The following is a 17,134-nucleotide window of genomic DNA, read 5'->3' on the forward strand; positions in this document are numbered from 1 at the left end:
ATGTATCACTCGTGCACTGCGGTGCCCATGCGCCCGTCCGCACCCGCTTGGCGACTGCTCGCTACGTTTTGTTAGCCACGCTCTAAGCTGTTGCTGCCATGCGAGCGGGCAGGGCACTTCAATCGCGCGTTTGCATTCACTTCAATGTGAATTTCAGCGTGCAGTCGCCAACGGCGTCGTGCGTGGTTGCCGATGAAGTTTCCAGTTCTGAAAAGTACTGATTTGGAAAATAAGTACTTTTTGGTATGCCTTTTTAGGTATGCATTTACCTGCTGCCCCTTTCGGCTATTGGTAACTGCGCCATCCAGCGATGACAATCGGTCGCTGCCATTTTTATCGCAGCGCCACCGCGTTTTGCATCTCCCTCGTCATGCTGCCGTAGCAACGCAATGCAGGCCAGCGATTGTTCAGATGTAGGCGGGCGCGATTTACCTGGAGCCGGCGAGTGCGCTGCATTTAGTCACTCCGCGCGCACAGTTGGATCTCTACGCTGGCGCATCTCCAATAACCACGCTACGTCGCCATGACCGAATTACTTGATCACTACGACGACGTCTTCTGCGACGCAACTCAATTGCCGTCGCCAGCTTTTCCCGCTCGTCCGTACGCGACCAGGCGTGATGCCGTTTTTGATGCGTGCCAGATGCCGCCGACATCGCGCCGTTGTTCGCCTCGTGCGATGGCATTCGACGCATGAGCAACGATCACGTTGCGCTGCTGCTCGCCGCGGGGGCAGGACGTCGGCTGGGGCGTTCCAAGCAATTGCTGTTGCGCGACGGTGAGCCGTTGTTGCGACGTTTCGCACGCATCGCATTGCAGACCGCGCCACGCCGCTGCGTGGTGGTGCTGGGCGCCGATGCCGACGCGCTGAGCGATGTCCTGCAAGGACTGGAGGTGGAAGTGTTGCGCCACGCCGACTGGGCCGCCGGCATGGGCTCCAGCCTGGCGGCGCTGCGCCAGCATGTGCAGGACGATACGTCGCTAAGGCGCAGCCTGATCCTGGGGTGCGATCAGCCCGCGCTGGACACGCCGCATCTGCGCGCCTTGCTGGAAGAGGCCGACCGTGCCGCCTCCGGATGCGCCACCAGCGGGTATGCCGGTGTGCGCGGCATTCCCGCGGTGGTCACCCATGCGGCCTGGGCCGACGTGCCGCTGCAGGGCGACAGCGGCCTGCGTGGCGTGTTCGCCGGCCTGGACGTGCAGACCTTGGGCTGCGTCAGCGCCCCGGCGCTCGCACTGGACGTGGACACACCTGCCGACCTGGTTGCAGCGCAACAACGTGGCTGGGTGGATGCGGATTGAGAGACCGTGACGGGTGCCGTCGCGTGCTATCCGGCAGCCTGGTGCCAGAGCCGTCTCAGGACCACAGCACGATCGCTTCCCTGATCACCAGGACATAGCCCACCACCATCGCGGTCTTGACCGGAAACTGGAACTTCCTGAGCAGATGCATGCGACTCCTCCCCCGAGGCACCTCCAAGAGCGACGAATTTCCCCGCGCCGTCTGCACCCGTTGACGGCCAGCCGCGACGTCTCTACGCCGCTCGAGCGCGAATTTAGCGCCAGCGATGATCGGTGTCACGTAAGAATTTTCCTACCTTCATGCCAGTGTCCGCCCGACGGCGTTGGCATAAGCTAACAAGCATTCTGGCTATGCCGGACGCGGGGCCCTTGGCCACTCTCCCGCGGCCCCTTGAGTAAGGGCGCGCCGGCATCCCGGACGGGACCATGGCACTCCCATCGCCGGTGCGCTGCGCCTCCCCGCGCTGCCCACTTCCGTCGTTCGATCGCTGCATCCACCGGCCGGAGGCCCTGATGGACGAGTCCCGTTATGTTGTGCGTATTCATCCCGAACAGGGCGGTTGGTGGGTGACCCGGCCGCAGTGGTCGCCGCTGCGTTATCTGCGTGAGCAGGGCGCGCTGGAAAACGCCGAATTGATGGCCAAGCTGCACTGCCTGACCACCGGTCAGCCCAGCGGCGTGGTGTTGAACACTGCCGAAGGCGACCGCGTGGTACGACGCTACGGCTGACCGAGTTGGCCCCTTGCAGGAATCGTGAGGGGAGACGGTGACGATCCGCGCGGGCGGGCTGGGTCACTGCGCGCACTTGGCAACCCGCGCGGTTGCATAAGGCCGGCGTCTTGCAGTCACGCTGTGGCTTGCCCGCATCGCCAGTCGACTGGATGCAACCGATCGGCCATTCTTGCTGCGATCCGCACCCTGGCGGTTCCCAGTCGAGAATGTCGCCCCTAGTGAATGCCGCCGGTTCTGCCTTGATCCAAAACGATATCGTCGTCTTTGGCCTGATCGCTGCCACCTTGGGTGCGGTGTTCTGGACCTCCTCGCGCGAGCAGGGGCTGTGGCGACGCTTCTACGCCGTCGTCCCGGCGCTGCTGCTGTGTTATCTGCTGCCAGGCATCTACAACACGGTTGGCCTGATCGACGGTGCCAATACCCGCCTGTACAACCCGATCGCGCGCGACGTGCTGCTGCCGGCGGCGCTGATCCTGCTCACCTTGAGCATCGACCTGCGCGCCATCCTGGGGCTGGGGCCCAAGCTGGTCGCCATGTACCTGGGCGCATCGCTGAGCATCATGTTGGGCGCGGTGGTGGCGTTCTGGGTGATGGGCTGGGTACATCCGGCCACGGTGGCCGGTGATACCTGGGCCGGCATGGCGGCGCTGGCGGGCAGCTGGATCGGCGGTGGGGCCAACATGCTGGCGATGCGCGAGGTGTTCGATGTGGACGCGACCACGTTCGGGCAGTTTGCGGTGGTGGATGTGGGCGTCGGTTATGTGTGGATGGCGGCGCTGATCTTCCTGGCCGGCCGCGCACGCAGCATCGATGCGCGCAGCGGTGCCGATACCCGCGCGCTGGATGCCCTGCAGGAGCGCATGGCGCGGTTCCAGGCCGAACACGCGCGTATTCCCAGCCTGGCCGATCTGATGGTGATCGTGGCGGTGGCGTTCGGCGGGGTCGGGCTGGCGCACGCGCTGGCCAGTCCGCTGGCCGCGTGGTGCAAGGCCAACCTGAGCTGGTCCAGCCAGTTCAGCCTGGACACGCCGTTCGTGTGGGTGGTGGTGCTGGCGACCAGCATCGGCTTGCTGCTGAGCTTCACCCGCGCACGCACGCTGGAAGGGGCCGGGGCTTCCAGGATCGGTTCACTTCTGCTGTATTTCCTGATCGCCTGCATCGGCATGCAGATGGATCTGCTGGCGCTGCTGGATCGCCCATGGCTGTTCCTGCTCGGGCTGATCTGGATCGCGGTCCATATCGGGCTGCTATGGGGCCTGGGCCGTCTGTTACGGGTGCCGTTTTTCTATTTCGCGATCGGCTCGCAATCCAATATCGGTGGACCGGCCTCGGCACCGGTGGTGGCCGCCGCGTTTCACCCGGCCCTGGCGCCGGTCGGCGTGCTCCTGGGCACGATGGGCTACGCCACCGGTACCTATCTGGCCTATCTGGTCGGCATTACCTTGCGGGCGATGGCGGGAGCGGGCTGACAGCGCCTGTCGCGCTACCTGGGGTGTCGTGCGGACCTTTGTTGCCACGCGCGCGGGCGTTGCCACGCGTCTGCCGCAGTGCCGGATGCACCAGCTCTGCCTCCATGCGACGACCGCTCACGAGGTGTTATCGACCACCTCGAGTCGGGCACTGGCCAGGGCCAGTGCCCGGTCGCGATTACTGCTGAATGCCGCGACGCTGCGCTTCCTGCTGCGTGTTCTGCTGCGACTGCTGCTGATTGTGCTGTTGCAACTGATCGACATTGCCGTGCGCTGGCTCATTGGCAGCCGAGGCGGTCTGCACATGGCTGCGCAGATGCGCGGGGTCGTCCATCCGGCCCTGCACCGCAATCAGGCTGTCGCCGTCGCGGTTGGGCACCAGGTGGTCGATCCGCTGCAGGCCGTCGCTGCTGGCGCGCGCGGCCACGCTGGCGGCGGTATTGAGAAACGCGGTGTCGTCGCGCAGGCCCAGGCGTTCGCGCTGGCCGTCCAGGCGCACCACCGCGTCGTTGAACAACTGGCTGCCCGTACCTTGCGCCTGCCCAGGCGATTGCATCTCCTGCGCCTTCATCACCGAGTCCATGCCGTGCAGGTCCATGCGGTGCATCAACATCATGCCCGGCACCAGGCGTCGCCCGAACGACAACGGGTCCGGTTCGGGCAGCTCGATCTGGTGGCCGGCCGCATTGGGCATCGCCCATTTCAAGGGGATGCTGTCTTCCTGCAGATGGGTGAGGATCTCGTTCTTGACGTGATAGCCGCGGATCAACTCGCTGCTGGCGTACTCCTTGGCCGCCGAGGCATCCAGGCCCTGGCGTTCGAGCGTGCGGTCGTTGACGCCGGCGGCGTTGTAGGTCACGGCGGGGATGTCGTTGACCATCGCCGAAGCGGCCGCCAGGCCGCCGCCCAGCGAATGCCCCGAGATCACCACCTGGTCGCCGAACGCCTGCTTGGCCTGGCTGCCGAGCTGGATGGCAGACGCGTACTGCGCGTCGTTGAAGCCCAGGCCCTGGCCAAGATTGTGCTTCCAGTCCTTGCCTTCGTCGGTGCCGCAGAAGCCGAGTACCACCTGGCTCTGATCGTTGCGGTAGAACGCGGCATCGAAACCGCTCTTGGCGTCGTGCAGCAGGCCGGGGTCGATGCCTACCCGTTGCAGCGCGCTGTCGTCCATGCGCGTCCAGCCATTGGGCGGGGGCACAAAGGTTTCGGCACTGCCTTCGCGTCGCTGCGAGGCAGTGGCATAGAGGTCTTGCAGCACCGCCGGAAACTGGCGGTCTTCCGGCTGCGGTTGCTGTCCACGCATCGACTCTGCGAATGGGGTGGATGAGGAATTTGACGGGCTCATGCGCGGCTCCTTGCGTTCGTCATGCGAAAAGCCCGCTTAGCGGCTGCTTTCCACTGGAATGTTGTGTGCGCTCAACCATGCGCGCACGTCCGCCCTGGCCTGCTGGCCGGCGGCATTGAGCAGGCGATCCGGGGTAGTGAAGAAATACGCCTGGAAGGTTTTCTGCTGCGCGTTGCGCAGCGTGGGATCCACGCCGGCCTCAAGCAATTGCAGCACTGCCGAGCTTGCCGCGCCGCTTTGTGCGGCCAGATGCAGCACGCTGTTGCCGGTGTTGTCGACGCGCTGCAGATCGGCGCCGGCTTCGATCAATAGGCCGATCTGTGCATCGCGTTTGCTCTGCACGGCGCGGAACAGCGGCGTCCAGCCTGCGCGCGCGCTGACCACGTCGATCGGCGCCTTGTGCTGCAGCAGGATCTTCAGGTACTCCGCGTCCTGCGCCATGGCGGCCATGTGCACGACCGTTTCCTGGTCCATGCCCGGCAACGACGGGTCTGCGCCTGCATCGAGCAATGCGGCCAGGGCGCGGGGTTGTTCATTCCAGATCGCCCACTCGAGCAATGTGACGTTCTGATTGCCGTGTGCGGCGAGATCGACGGTCGGTGCGAGTGCACCGATTCGGGCGACGTCACCGTGCGCAATGGCGTTGGCGATGTCGGTCAGGCCGGGGTCGCGGAAGGCGACGGTGTGGTCGTGCAGCGTAGCTGACATGGTGGTTTGCTCCTTGGCACCGGGCGAGGCGGCGCATGAGACCGCGAAAAACGAGGTCGCAAGAACGAGCAGGGTGGGGAATCGCGGTTGCATCGAAATCTCCTTCTCCTGATCGCATTCCTGGTGGCGCTGCGGTGCGCTGCGGTGTGTCCTTTCGCAGCCGGGCCGATCCTACCAGCTGCCAAGATGACGCGCGGTAAGATTTCGTGACATGCGCCGACGCCGCAGGTGTCGGTTGTTGAGGCCGCTTGTCGTGGTGGTGCCGGCAGGCTGCCGATGCCTCCCGATGGGTCTCACACGCGTATGCAATCTGCCACAGCCAACGGTCACAACGCGGCCGGCATAATGGTGCTTTGCGAGCAGATGGGTGCAATGGTCTACGAATTACTGATCAGCGACTGCGATGGCGTGCTTGTCGACAGCGAGATACTGGCCGACCGGGTGATGCGCGAGGCGCTGGCGGCCTTCGTGCCGGCCGAGGCGTTGGAGCATTTGCTCGGGACAACGTTCGGGCAGACCACGCGTGAGGTATTGCTGCGCGTACAGGAACACTTCGCCGTGCAGCTGCCCGAGACCTTGCTGGCTCAGATCCAGGCGCATAGCGAAGCCTTGATCAAGGCCGAGGTGCAGCCGATTGCCGGTGTGCGCGACGCATTGGAGCAGATTCCGTTGCCGCTGGCGGTCGCCTCCAACAGCCGCCGCCACAATGTGATCGCCTCGGTCGAACGGGTGGGGCTCACCACGCGCGCGGCGGGGCACATCTTCAGTGCCGATATGGTGGAGCGGCCCAAACCGGCGCCGGATGTCTATCTGTTGGCTGCACGCACCCTGGGCGTTGCGCCGGAGCGCTGCCTGGTGATCGAAGACAGCCCCACCGGTGCGACTGCCGCGTTGGCGGCCGGCATGCAGGTGCTGGGTTTTACGGGTGCCAGCCATATCCCGCAGGGACATGCCGACACCTTGCGTCGCCTTGGTGTGCTGGCGGTGTTCGACGATATGCGCGATTTGCCTGCGTTGTTCAAGCGGCTCGCGCAAAAACGCGCTGGCTGAGCGCTGCTGACAATAGATGTTGAATGCGGTGTCGATGGCGGCGAAGTCGCAGCCATCGCGTTCTGCAACTGACCGGGCCAGATCGTGCAATCGACTTGCGATCACAGAGCTGTTGAGCCGTAGTTAAAAGCTTAGGTCAAAAGCTCGGTGAGTCTGGTCGGTGAGTCGAGGGCGAGCTGCCCTCACCGCTTGCGGGACACGCCGTGAACCCGTCCCTGGGGGCTCGGTGGCGGCATCCATGCCGCCCCACGGTCCCGCAACCGGCGAGGACACCGCGCCAGACAGTGTGCTGGCTGCTTTGTTGAAAACCACGCACACCGACCATTTCGACTGGTCCTTGCCCGCCCACCGTCGCGGGACCTTGAGCGGCATGGATGCCGCGCCAGAGCCTACAGGGACGTACTTGCGGCGTGTCCTGCGATGGTGGGCGGGCAGGGGCCCTGCAGCCAGGCCGCAGATCACCCGCCCCACAACTGATCCATCCGCATAGCCGTCTATCAGCTGCTCTTGTGGGATGTCCCGCGGAGGTGAGCGCGAGAGGACGCTACGGCCTATCCCAAGCCATCAACGCAACAGGGCGCGATTCGCATCGCGCCCTGTTGCGTTTCAACTCGCCACTTATCCGGTCATCCAGTCAGCAGCAGCGAAACCCGCTCTTGCCACCGTAACGTGCATCCTGCCGCTCGCGGAAGAAGGTGGGGTAGTCCATCACCGGCTTGTCGGGGTGTTTCTCCAGCATGTGGCGCACGTAGTTGTCGTAATCGGGAATGCCGCAGCACAGGCGTGCGGTCTGGATCAGGCGCCGCCAGATGCGGCGATGCACCTGGTATTGGCTGGCAAGAACGAGTTGGGTGCCCATTACAGGTCCGCCATCTGGTGTGACTGCAAGGCCACGTACGGGGTTTCGCGGTCGCTACGCTGCGGATTGCGGCGCGCAATCACGATTGTCCTGACCGCGTAGACCAGGATCGATCCCACCACGAACAGGAACAGCACCGTCAGCCCGGTGTTGACGTAGGCATTGGTGACGATCTGCTGCATCTGCGCCACCGTCTTGGCCGGCGCGGTGATGGTGTTGCTGGCGATGGCGTCCTGGTACTTGTGCGCCTGCGCCAGGAAGCCCTGCGCCGGGTTGCTGTCGAAGATCTTGATCAGCCCCGCATACGTGGTGCAGATCAGCAGCCACAACGCTGGCACGAGAGTGACCCAGGCGTAGCGGTCGCGCTTCATCTTGAACAGCACCACCGTGCCCAGCATCAGCGCGATCCCGGCCAGCATCTGGTTGGAGATGCCGAACAACGGCCACAGGGTCTGGATGCCGCCGAACGGATCGATCACGCCGGTGTAGAGCAGATAGCCCCACAGCGCCACACAACCAGCGGTGGCGATGATGTTGGCGGTCCACGATTCGGTCTTCTTCAGCGCCGGGATGAAGTTGCCCAGCAGGTCCTGCAGCATGAAACGCCCCGCACGCGTACCGGCATCCACTGCGGTCAGGATGAACAGCGCTTCGAACAGGATCGCGAAGTGGTACCAGAATGCCATGGTGTCTTCGCCCGGCAGCAGATGGTGCAGGATCTGCGCAATGCCTACCGCCAGGGTGGGCGCACCACCGGCGCGCGCCAGGATGCTGTGCTCGCCGATGTCGCGCGCCGTAGCTTCCAGTACTTCGGGCGTGATCGCAAAGCCCCACTCGGACACCTTGGCCGCAACGGCCACCGTGTCGCTGCCGACCAGCGAGGCCGGGCTGTTCATAGCGAAGTAGATGCCTGGCTCGATGATCGATGCGGCCACCAGCGCCATCACCGCCACGAACGATTCCATCAGCATGCCGCCGTAGCCGATGTAGCGCATGTGGCCTTCGTTGGCGAGCAGCTTGGGCGTGGTGCCCGAGGCGATCAACGCGTGGAAACCGGAGACCGCGCCGCAGGCGATGGTGATGAACAGGAACGGGAAGATGCCGCCTTTCCACACCGGGCCGTCGCCAGTGGACGCGAACTGGGTCAGTGCCGGCATCTTCAGGTCCGGCATGACCACCACGATGCCGATCGCCAGCGCCAGGATCGTGCCGATCTTGAGGAAGGTGGACAGGTAATCGCGCGGTGCCAGCAGCAACCACACCGGCAACACCGAAGCGATGAAGCCGTAGCCGATCAGCATCCAGGTGATCTGCTTGGCGGTGAAGGTGAACGCCGGACCCCAGCTCGGATCCGCCGCGACCTTGCCGCCCAGCCAGATCGCGCCCAGCAGCAGGATCAGGCCGACCACCGAAATCTCGCCGATCTTGCCGACCCGGATGTAGCGCATGTACACGCCCATCATCAGCGCGATCGGCATCGTGGCGATGACGGTGAACATGCCCCACGGGCTTTCGGCCAGCGCCTTGACCACCACCATCGCCAGCACCGCCAGGATGATGATCATGATCAGGAAGGCGCCGAACAAGGCGATGGTGCCGGGCACCTGGCCCATTTCCTCGCGCACCAGATCGCCCAGCGAGCGGCCGTTGCGGCGGCTGGACAGGAACAGCACCACGAAGTCCTGCACCGCGCCGGCGAACACCACGCCGACCACCAGCCACAGCAGGCCGGGCAGGTAGCCCATCTGTGCGGCAAGCACCGGGCCGACCAGGGGCCCGGCACCGGCAATCGCGGCGAAGTGATGGCCGAACAGCACGTGCTTGTTGGTGGGCACGTAGTCCAGGCCGTCGTTGTTGGCCACCGCCGGCGTGGCGCGGGTGACGTCCAGCTGCATCACCTTGTCGGCGATGAACAGGCTGTAGAAGCGATAGGCGATCAGATAGATCGACACCGCCGCCACCACGATCCATAGCGCGTTGATGTGCTCGCCGCGGCGTAGCGCCACGGTGCCCAGACAGAACGCGGCCAGCAGCGCCAGCGCGCCCCAGGCCAGCTTCGAGAACCCTTTCATGCATGCCCCTCAGGAACGATTCACCCAAGGGTCACCCTCTGCCCGCCCGGGGTCAATGGCGCCGTTCCGGGCCGGGGTAAAACTTTAGTTGTAGAGCGTCCTGTCGGCGCATGCTGGAGCGTACGGCTGCGCCAGCGGGTTTTGGAACGATCGGTTGCGCCGGTCGCGGTTGGGCCGCGTGCCGGCTGCATCCATTATTCGAGCCAGTCATTCGTGCAGGGAGAGGTCAATGAGCGTCACCACCACCGCAGCAGCACACGTGCTGCGCACCATCCGCGGCATGCCGACCTCCGACGGCGCCGGGGTCAAGCTGACCCGCGTGATCGGCACCCAGCAGTTGCCGGATCTGGACCCGTTCCTGATGCTCGACGAGTTCGGCACCGAAAAGGCCGAGGACTACATCGGCGGTTTCCCAAGCCATCCGCACCGCGGCTTCGAGACGGTGACCTACATGCTCGATGGGCGCATGCGCCACAAGGACAACCACGGCAACGAGGGTCTGCTGACCCCGGGCAGTGTGCAGTGGATGACCGCCGGCCGCGGGCTGATCCATTCGGAAATGCCCGAACAGGAGTCCGGGCGCATGCGCGGCTTTCAGTTGTGGGTGAACCTGCCGGCGCGCGACAAGATGACCGACCCCAGGTATCAGGAATATGCACCGGACAGCATTCCGGTCGCGCAGCCGGCGCCCGGTGTCACGGTCAAGGTGATCGCCGGCGCGGTGGGCGAGGTGCGCGGCCCGATCGTGCAACCGGCCACCGAGCCGGTGTACCTGGATATCGCGCTGGCGCCGGATGCGGCCTGGGACTACGTGCTGCCCAGCGGCCACAACGCGTTTGCCTACGCGTTCGAAGGTGCGGTGACGGTGGGCGAGGGCGATGCCGCACGCGCGCTGCCGGCGCAGGAACTGGCAGTGCTGGGCGGTGGCGAGCGCCTGACGCTACGGGCCGGCGCCGACGGTGCGCAGCTGATCCTGGTGGCGGGCCGCCCGCTCAACGAGCCAGTGATGCGCCACGGACCGTTCGTGATGAACACCAAGCAGGAATTGATGCAGGCCTTCGTCGATTTCCAGGAGGGCCGGTTTTGAGCCGCCCGCTCCAGCCACGCGTGGGAGAGCGGCATGAGTGACCGGCTGCTGGATGTGGCCGACAAATGCCCGCTCCATCGCCTGCTCACCGGCGAGGTGCGGATCGAGACGGCATTGCAAGGCGACGGCAACGCGTCAGGAAGTGCAGCGAGCATTTGAAAGCGCAGGCGCGCCGGGTACGCGACGGCGTGCGTGCAACCGGCGCGCCCGACGGGCCGTACCAGGTCGGCAGCACCTGGCCCGGCGCTACCGCTTGCGTCAGCGCTGCAATGCCAGGCTGGCGGGCTGCAGATCCATGTTCTGCACCAGCGACTGCATCGAGGCCAGTTCCTCGGTATTGGCGCCGTCGATCCATAGTTGGGCGTAGCGCTTCTTGCCCAGCTCGACCACGGTAACGCGGCGCGATTCCATGCCCGGCAGCTCACGGCCGCCCAGGTCGAGCTTGTACCAGTAGAAATCTTCCTGCTGGATCTGGCCTTTCTCCGCGCGGCGGTCGCGTGTCAGCGTCATCGCCGGGTCGCGGGTGGTCAGCATCACGCCGACGACCTGGCGACCGTCTGCGGTCATGGCCTTGCAGAACAGATAGTCCGCACCCGCAAGCTCGCTCCACTGCAGCCCGGAGGCGGGCGGCAACGGCGGGCAGACGGGTGAGGTTTGGGCGTGAACGGTGGTGGCGGCTAACAGCAGGCTCAGGCCGACAAGGCAGGATGCGGACTTCATTCAAGTGTTCCCCGGCGTTGGATGTCTGCGCAGGGACAGCGTTGTCGACCGTGTCGCGGCATCAGCCCGTGCGCTCCCCGCCCGGCTGTGCCCGCACGCAACCTGTCCCCAACCTATGACGACATCACTACCACAGGTGTGGCTGCAAGCTCAAGCGCAATTCGCAGGCTGGGCTGCAATCGGTCGTGCGCGCGGACACTCCCGTTGCGAGACCTGGGTGGGTTGCGCGGCATTGCCCGGCTGCCGGCTGCCGTCAGGGGTAGTTGACCGGCTTGGGCGCCGGGGTTTCCGGCAGTGGAATGAATTCCTTGTCGTCGCCGGGAATGCTGCCGAAGCGACCGGCCTGCCAATCGTCCTTGGCCTGCTCGATGCGCTCCCTGGAACTGGAGACGAAGTTCCACCACAGGTGGCGCGGCCCATCCAGTGGCTCGCCACCGAGCAGCATCGCCTTGAGCGGCGTTCTGGCGCGCAGGCGCCCGCGGCTGCCGGGCGAGGGCACGATCAGGTGGCGCGCGGGCACGTCGGCGCCGTCCAGCTGCGCCTCGCCTTCCAGGATGTAGAGCGCACGTTCGGCGTGGCCGGTGTCCAGGTCGATCTCCGCCTCCGGTTGCAGATCCAGCGCGACGTTGAGCGTGCCGCTGAACACCTGCACCGGCGATTCCTCGCCGTACGCGCGGCCGGCGATCACGCGTAGCCAGACGCCATCGCGGCGTTGCTGCGGCAGGCTGGCGGCAGCGTGGTGATGGAAGGCCGGCGCGGTCTCTTCGGCCGAGCGCGGCAGCGCGATCCAGGTCTGCATGCCGTGCAGCGCATGCGTGCGGGCGCGCTCGGGGCCGGGCGTGCGTTCGGAGTGGGCGATACCACGGCAGGCGGTCATCCAGTTGACGTCGCCGGGGCGGATCACCTGGTCCGAGCCCAAGGTGTCGCGGTGGCCGATCTCGCCGGACCACAGAAAGGTGACCGTGGCCAGGCCGATATGCGGATGGGGGCGCACGTCGATGCCGTGATCGGGCTCCAGCACTGCCGGGCCCATATGGTCGACGAACACGAACGGGCCGACGCTGCGCGCCTGCAGCGTAGGCACGGCGCGGCGCACTTCCAGCCCGCCGATGTCATGCACGCGGGGAGCGATCAAGGTGGTCATGGCGGCGGCTCGGAGTGGCTGGAGTGGTCGCCAGCTTTGCATGCGCGCACGCGGCCGGGCGAGCGCTCCACCAAGACAGATCGTCCCGAAGGCAGTGTCTCGTGGCAGCACTGGTTGTGTGTCTTCGATGGCGAGCGGCGCATGCCGCGCGATTGCAGGTGACCACCGCGCGCTAGAACAGCTGTCCGGAGGTCGTGGTGTCCAGTGTGATCTCGCCGCGCCGCGAGGCCAGTCGATCGGCCAGGCGCGTGGGCTCGGGCAGGCGATAGGCGCGCAGGGTGCGTAGCGTCCAGTCGAGCGCGCCCTGCATCGAGACGCGGTGGCCGGGCGAGACGATCAGCGGATTGCAGCGCAGCTTGCTGCGCAACGCCCAGCCGATTTGCGTGCCACCCAGCAGGATCGGGCTGTGGTCGCCGCGCTCGGGCCCTGGCTCGACGAAGCTGCCTGCCAGGCGTTGCTTGGCCACGCCGATGCTGGGCAAGCCGGTCACCACGCCAAAGTGCGCAGCGATGCCGAGCTTGCGCGGATGCGCGATGCCCTGGCCATCGACGAAGACCAGATCCGGGGGGCGCGACAGCAGCGCCAGCGCCTGCAGCAAGGCCGGCAGCTCGCGAAAGCTGAGTAGCCCCGGCACGTACGGCATCGACGTGGGCACGCGCGCGACGTGCGTTTCCAGCGGCATCAGCGTGTCTGCATCCAGCAGCACCGCTGCCGCGCGTGTGGTCTGGCCGTCGTCTTCGAAGCCGACGTCGAAGCCGGCGAGCAGTTGCGGTGTCGCGCCGGCCTGGTCCTGCAGCACCACGCGGTGTGCCAGTTGCTGTTGCAACTTTCGCGCCTGGATGACGCTGCCATCCCAACCGGCAAAGACGGGATCGATCGTTTGCATGGCCGCAGCATCGCGCGCTGGCCGTGGCGATGTCGTGCACGCCTGCGATGCGCTGGCTGCCGTTACAATCGCAGGCTGATCGGCCCCCAATCGGAGAACCGTAGTGACCCGTAAACTCGTACTGCTGCGCCATGGCCAGAGCCAATGGAACCTGGACAACCGTTTCACCGGCTGGGTGGATGTGGAACTCACCGAGCAAGGCCGCCAGGAAGCCGCGGCGGCCGGCAAGCTGATGAAGGACGAAGGGCTGCAGTTCGATGTGGCGCACACCTCGGTGCTCAAGCGCGCCATCCATACGCTGCAGGGCGCGTTGAAGGAACTGGACCAGGACTGGTTGCCGGTATCCAAGAGCTGGCGCCTCAACGAGCGCCACTACGGTGGCCTGCAGGGGCTGGACAAGGCCGAAACGGCGGCCAAGCACGGCGAGGAACAAGTCAAGATCTGGCGCCGCTCCTACGACATCCCGCCGCCGGCGATGGATGTCGACGATCCGGGGCATCCGTGTCACGACCGTCGCTACGCCACGCTGGATCGCAATGCATTGCCGGGTACCGAGTCACTGGCGACCACGCTGGTGCGCGTGCTGCCGTACTGGCACGACGCGATCGCACCGCAGTTGAAGGCCGAGCAGACCGTGCTGGTGACCGCGCACGGCAACTCGCTGCGTGCGCTGTACAAGTACCTCAACGCGGTTTCCAACGAGCAGATCCTGGAGCTCAACATCCCGACCGGCATCCCGTTGCTGTTCGAGCTGGACGACAACCTGCAGGTGCAAAGCTATCGCTATCTGGGCGACCCGGAAGCGGCCAAGCGTGCCGCCGACGCGGTGGCCAACCAGGGCAAGGCGAAGTAATCGCCGCATCCGCCGGCTGCGCTGCGTGCATGGCGCGCAGCGTGGCGTGGGTTTTGCAGCGCGCGTTCGAGTGAGGCGTGCGGGTTTGACACGCAGGCGGTGCCTGTTCGCGGATCGAACAGGTACCGCATAACTGCATGCGTGTGTTCTTGCAGGGGAGACATGATGTCCAGCAAGCGTAAAAGGCAACAAATGAGTGCCACCTACTGCCGCGCGTATCTGGTGACGTTGGGGTTGCTGTTGGCCGGTGGCAGTGCGGCGTTCGCGGTGCTGGCCTGGGGCAGCGTGTCCGCTTCGGCAATCGGCGTGGCGCTGCTGATCTGCGTCATGGGCGTGGCGCTGCTGATGTTCGGTTTTTTGGGGCCGTCGCGGCAGATGGAATCCTGGGCGGAGGCAGCGTCCGGGCATGAGGTCGCGCTGGTGCTGATGGCGCTGGCGTATCCGGTGTATCTGCTGATGGCGCCGATGTACGCACGCAAATGACCGCAGTCGATGGCGCGCTGCTGCGCCGGACTGCTTGGGTGGTTTCCGTGGCGGTAGATGGCGCTGGCACGCGCGTGCCCAGCTGACGCGCAGTGTCTTGTGGGTCGTTGTGCGTTCTTCGATAAGGCGCGGCACCGGACGTCAGGGCGTTGCGGTGCCGTTGCGATGATGGTGTGGTTGGTGTGTCTGCGCTGATTGCCTACTTTTTTGACTGCGTCTGACGCGGTCGTCTGCCTTGGAGAATGGAAAGATGTTGAGCAAATTCGCGCCACTGTCGCTTGCGGTGGCCATCGCGGTGACGCTCTCGGCGTGTGGCAGTTCCGACGACAGCGCCAAGCCGGCACCGGCCGCAACGCCTGCCGCACCGACCAGGGTGGATGTGTCCAAGCTCGATGCACCGATCGTGGCCTTTGGCATCAACGACCTGGATCCGGCCATCAACGCGTGCCAGGACCTCAACGGCTTCGTCAATGCCAAGTGGCTCAAGGCCAATCCGGTGCCATCGGACCGCACCAGCTGGGGCAGTTTCGAAGTGCTGGCCGAGCGTTCGCTGACCATCCAGCACGCGCTGGTGGAGCAACTGGCGCGCGGCAACCTGTCGGCCGGTTCAGTGGATGCCAAGATCGCCGACCTGTGGCGCACTGGCTCGGACGAAGCGGCGATTGACACCGCCGGCATCACGCCGCTGCAGCCACAGCTGAAGGCGATCGATGCGCTGACCGATGCGCCGTCCATTGCCGCGTGGTTGCGCGACAGCTATGCCAAGGGCCAGGGCTTCATGTTTTCGTTCGGCGCCAATGCCGACTACAAGAATTCCGAGCAGATGATCGCCTACGCGGGCCAGGGCGGTCTGGGCTTGCCGGAAAAGGGCTATTACACCGATCCGGCGCAGGCCAGGATCCGTGAGCAGTACGTGGCCTACATCGCGCGCGTGCTGGAGTTGTCCGGCATTCCCGCCGCGCATGCGGCCGTGCAAGCCAAGGCGGTGATGGCATTCGAAACGCGCCTGGCCGCCGCCTCGCTGTCGCGCATCGAACTGCGCGACCCGGCCAAGCGCTACAACCCGGTCGATGTGGCCGGTGCCAATGCGGTAACCCCGCATTTCGACTGGCAGGCGTTCTTCAGCGCACTCAAGGTGCCGGCCGGAACGTTCTCGCTGAGCCAGCCGGGTTACTTCGCCGAACTCGATGCGATGCTGGCCGACACGCCGGTGGAGACCTGGAAGGCCTACCTGCGTTTCCACAGCGTGGATGAGGCGGCACCGTATCTGGCCAAGCCGTTCGAGCAGGCCAACTTCGATTTCTATGCCAAGACGCTGCGTGGCCAGCAGGACATGCTGCCGCGCTGGAAGCGCACCCTGAATGCGGTCAATGAGGCGATGGGCGAGGCATTGGGCCAGCTGTACGTGCAGTCCGCATTCCCGGCCGAGTCCAAGCAGCAGATGCAGCAACTGGTGCAGAACCTCTCGGTGGCGCTCAAGGCGCGGCTGGAAAAACTCGACTGGATGAGCGCGGAAACCAAGCAGCGCGCGCTGGAGAAGTGGGCCAGTTTCACGCCCAAGATCGGCTACCCGGATCAGTGGCGCGACTGGTCTGGCCTGGAGACCCGCGGCGACGGATTCCTGGCCAACATGCAGGCCGCGCAGGCATTCAACTATCGCTACATGCTGGACAAGATCGGCAAGCCGGTCGACAAGCGCGAGTGGCATATGACCCCGCAGACGGTCAATGCCTACTACAACGCCACGCGCAACGAGATCGTGTTCCCGGCGGCAATCCTGCAGCCGCCGTTCTTCGACCCCAAGGCCGACCCGGCATTGAATTACGGCGGGATCGGCGCGGTGATCGGGCACGAGATGATGCACGGCTACGACGACTCGGGCAGCCAGTTCGATGCCAAGGGCAACTTCGATACCTGGTGGACCGATGCGGACCGCAAGCTGTTCACCCAGCGCACCGATCAACTGGTGGCACAGTTCGATGGTTATGAGGCGATTCCCGGCGTCCACGTCAAAGGCAGGCTGACCTTGGGTGAGAACATCGGCGATCTCGGTGGCTTGACCGTGGCCTATGACGCGCTGCAGATGGCATTGAAGGAACAGCCCGACGCCAACAAGGACATCGACGGTTATACGCAGGACCAGCGCTTTTTCATGAACTGGGCCACGGTGTGGCGCCGCAACTTCACCGACGGCGAATTGCGCGTGCGCCTGAACACCGACCCGCATGCGCCGGCCAATTTCCGCGCCAATGGTGCGCCGTCGAACATGCCGGCATTTGCGCAGGCGTTCCAGTGCAAGCCGGGCGATGCGATGGTGCGTGGCGACAAGGATCGCGTTGCGATCTGGTAAGCGGCATCGCATCCGGCGCGGACTGTTGCGACAGTTCGTGCTGGAAAACCCGCTGCTTTTGCGGGTTTGTCGAG

General features: G+C 65.3%; 15 protein-coding genes, 1 other RNA gene and 1 pseudogene. 10 read left to right on the top strand and 7 right to left on the bottom strand.

Annotated features, from left to right (window positions below; all coding sequences use genetic code 11):
• From LL972_RS04880 to LL972_RS04895, 4 genes are all read left to right on the top strand, one after another.
• Positions 1 to 77: non-coding RNA, sX9 sRNA (locus LL972_RS04880), on the top strand.
• Positions 78 to 693: 616 nt separating this feature from the next.
• Positions 694 to 1,302, top strand: a complete 609-nt coding sequence (locus LL972_RS04885) for a nucleotidyltransferase family protein (RefSeq protein ID WP_228326624.1) — start codon at positions 694 to 696, stop codon at positions 1,300 to 1,302.
• A gap of 513 nt (positions 1,303 to 1,815) precedes the next feature.
• Entirely contained in the window at positions 1,816 to 2,031 is a 216-nt protein-coding gene (locus tag LL972_RS04890) for a hypothetical protein (RefSeq protein ID WP_228326625.1), read from the top strand.
• A 221-nt stretch (positions 2,032 to 2,252) separates the two neighbouring features.
• On the top strand, positions 2,253 to 3,503 hold the full coding sequence (locus LL972_RS04895; protein ID WP_228326665.1) for a DUF819 domain-containing protein: 1,251 nt from the start codon (positions 2,253 to 2,255) through the stop codon (positions 3,501 to 3,503).
• 178 nt (positions 3,504 to 3,681) lie between these two features.
• Here the strand turns inward: LL972_RS04895 and LL972_RS04900 are convergent, their stop codons facing one another.
• Together LL972_RS04900 and LL972_RS04905 are read right to left on the bottom strand one after the other, a co-directional pair.
• On the bottom strand, positions 3,682 to 4,848 hold the full coding sequence (locus LL972_RS04900; RefSeq protein WP_228326627.1) for an XVIPCD domain-containing protein: 1,167 nt from the start codon (positions 4,846 to 4,848) through the stop codon (positions 3,682 to 3,684).
• A gap of 36 nt (positions 4,849 to 4,884) precedes the next feature.
• Positions 4,885 to 5,649: an ankyrin repeat domain-containing protein gene (locus LL972_RS04905; RefSeq protein ID WP_228326628.1), complete on the bottom strand. Its 765-nt coding sequence runs from the start codon at positions 5,647 to 5,649 to the stop codon at positions 4,885 to 4,887.
• A 252-nt stretch (positions 5,650 to 5,901) separates the two neighbouring features.
• Here LL972_RS04905 and LL972_RS04910 point away from each other — a divergent pair, with 252 nt between their 5' ends.
• Positions 5,902 to 6,606: an HAD family hydrolase gene (locus LL972_RS04910; RefSeq protein ID WP_228326666.1), complete on the top strand. Its 705-nt coding sequence runs from the start codon at positions 5,902 to 5,904 to the stop codon at positions 6,604 to 6,606.
• A 634-nt stretch (positions 6,607 to 7,240) separates the two neighbouring features.
• On the opposite strand, the gene LL972_RS04915 is transcribed toward LL972_RS04910, so the two are convergent.
• Both LL972_RS04915 and LL972_RS04920 read right to left on the bottom strand, forming a co-directional pair.
• The gene (locus LL972_RS04915; protein WP_016904074.1) at positions 7,241 to 7,465 is read right to left on the bottom strand and encodes a YbdD/YjiX family protein; all 225 of its coding nucleotides are present in this window, start codon (positions 7,463 to 7,465) and stop codon (positions 7,241 to 7,243) included.
• Entirely contained in the window at positions 7,465 to 9,537 is a 2,073-nt protein-coding gene (locus LL972_RS04920; RefSeq protein WP_228326629.1) for a carbon starvation CstA family protein, read from the bottom strand. Before LL972_RS04920 ends, LL972_RS04915 begins: the two co-directional genes overlap by 1 nt.
• 229 nt (positions 9,538 to 9,766) lie before the next feature.
• Between LL972_RS04920 and LL972_RS04925 the strand changes: the two genes are divergently transcribed.
• Complete coding sequence (locus LL972_RS04925; protein ID WP_228326630.1) at positions 9,767 to 10,624, top strand: pirin family protein; 858 nt, start codon at positions 9,767 to 9,769, stop codon at positions 10,622 to 10,624.
• A 42-nt stretch (positions 10,625 to 10,666) separates the two neighbouring features.
• Positions 10,667 to 10,783, top strand: a pseudogene (locus LL972_RS04930) (OsmC family protein); the annotation flags it as partial.
• A gap of 99 nt (positions 10,784 to 10,882) precedes the next feature.
• Here the strand turns inward: LL972_RS04930 and LL972_RS04935 are convergent.
• The 3 genes from LL972_RS04935 to nfi form a co-directional block, all read right to left on the bottom strand.
• Complete coding sequence (locus tag LL972_RS04935; protein ID WP_228326631.1) at positions 10,883 to 11,344, bottom strand: hypothetical protein; 462 nt, start codon at positions 11,342 to 11,344, stop codon at positions 10,883 to 10,885.
• Between the two features lie 253 nt (positions 11,345 to 11,597).
• Complete coding sequence (locus LL972_RS04940; protein WP_228326632.1) at positions 11,598 to 12,488, bottom strand: pirin family protein; 891 nt, start codon at positions 12,486 to 12,488, stop codon at positions 11,598 to 11,600.
• Positions 12,489 to 12,660: 172 nt separating this feature from the next.
• The gene (gene nfi, locus LL972_RS04945) at positions 12,661 to 13,374 is read right to left on the bottom strand and encodes a deoxyribonuclease V (RefSeq protein ID WP_228326633.1); all 714 of its coding nucleotides are present in this window, start codon (positions 13,372 to 13,374) and stop codon (positions 12,661 to 12,663) included.
• Between the two features lie 103 nt (positions 13,375 to 13,477).
• Between nfi and gpmA the strand changes: the two genes are divergently transcribed.
• From gpmA to LL972_RS04960, 3 genes are all read left to right on the top strand, one after another.
• Positions 13,478 to 14,227, top strand: a complete 750-nt coding sequence (gpmA, locus tag LL972_RS04950; protein ID WP_228326634.1) for a 2,3-diphosphoglycerate-dependent phosphoglycerate mutase — start codon at positions 13,478 to 13,480, stop codon at positions 14,225 to 14,227.
• A 165-nt stretch (positions 14,228 to 14,392) separates the two neighbouring features.
• Positions 14,393 to 14,710, top strand: a complete 318-nt coding sequence (locus tag LL972_RS04955) for a hypothetical protein (protein ID WP_024939360.1) — start codon at positions 14,393 to 14,395, stop codon at positions 14,708 to 14,710.
• Positions 14,711 to 14,960: 250 nt separating this feature from the next.
• On the top strand, positions 14,961 to 17,060 hold the full coding sequence (locus LL972_RS04960; RefSeq protein WP_228326635.1) for a M13 family metallopeptidase: 2,100 nt from the start codon (positions 14,961 to 14,963) through the stop codon (positions 17,058 to 17,060).
• The last annotated feature ends 74 nt before the right edge of the window (positions 17,061 to 17,134 follow it).

Origin of the sequence: Xanthomonas campestris pv. asclepiadis (assembly GCF_020784175.1) — a bacterium.
In the GTDB taxonomy this organism is placed as follows: Bacteria; Pseudomonadota; Gammaproteobacteria; order Xanthomonadales; family Xanthomonadaceae; genus Xanthomonas; species Xanthomonas campestris_D.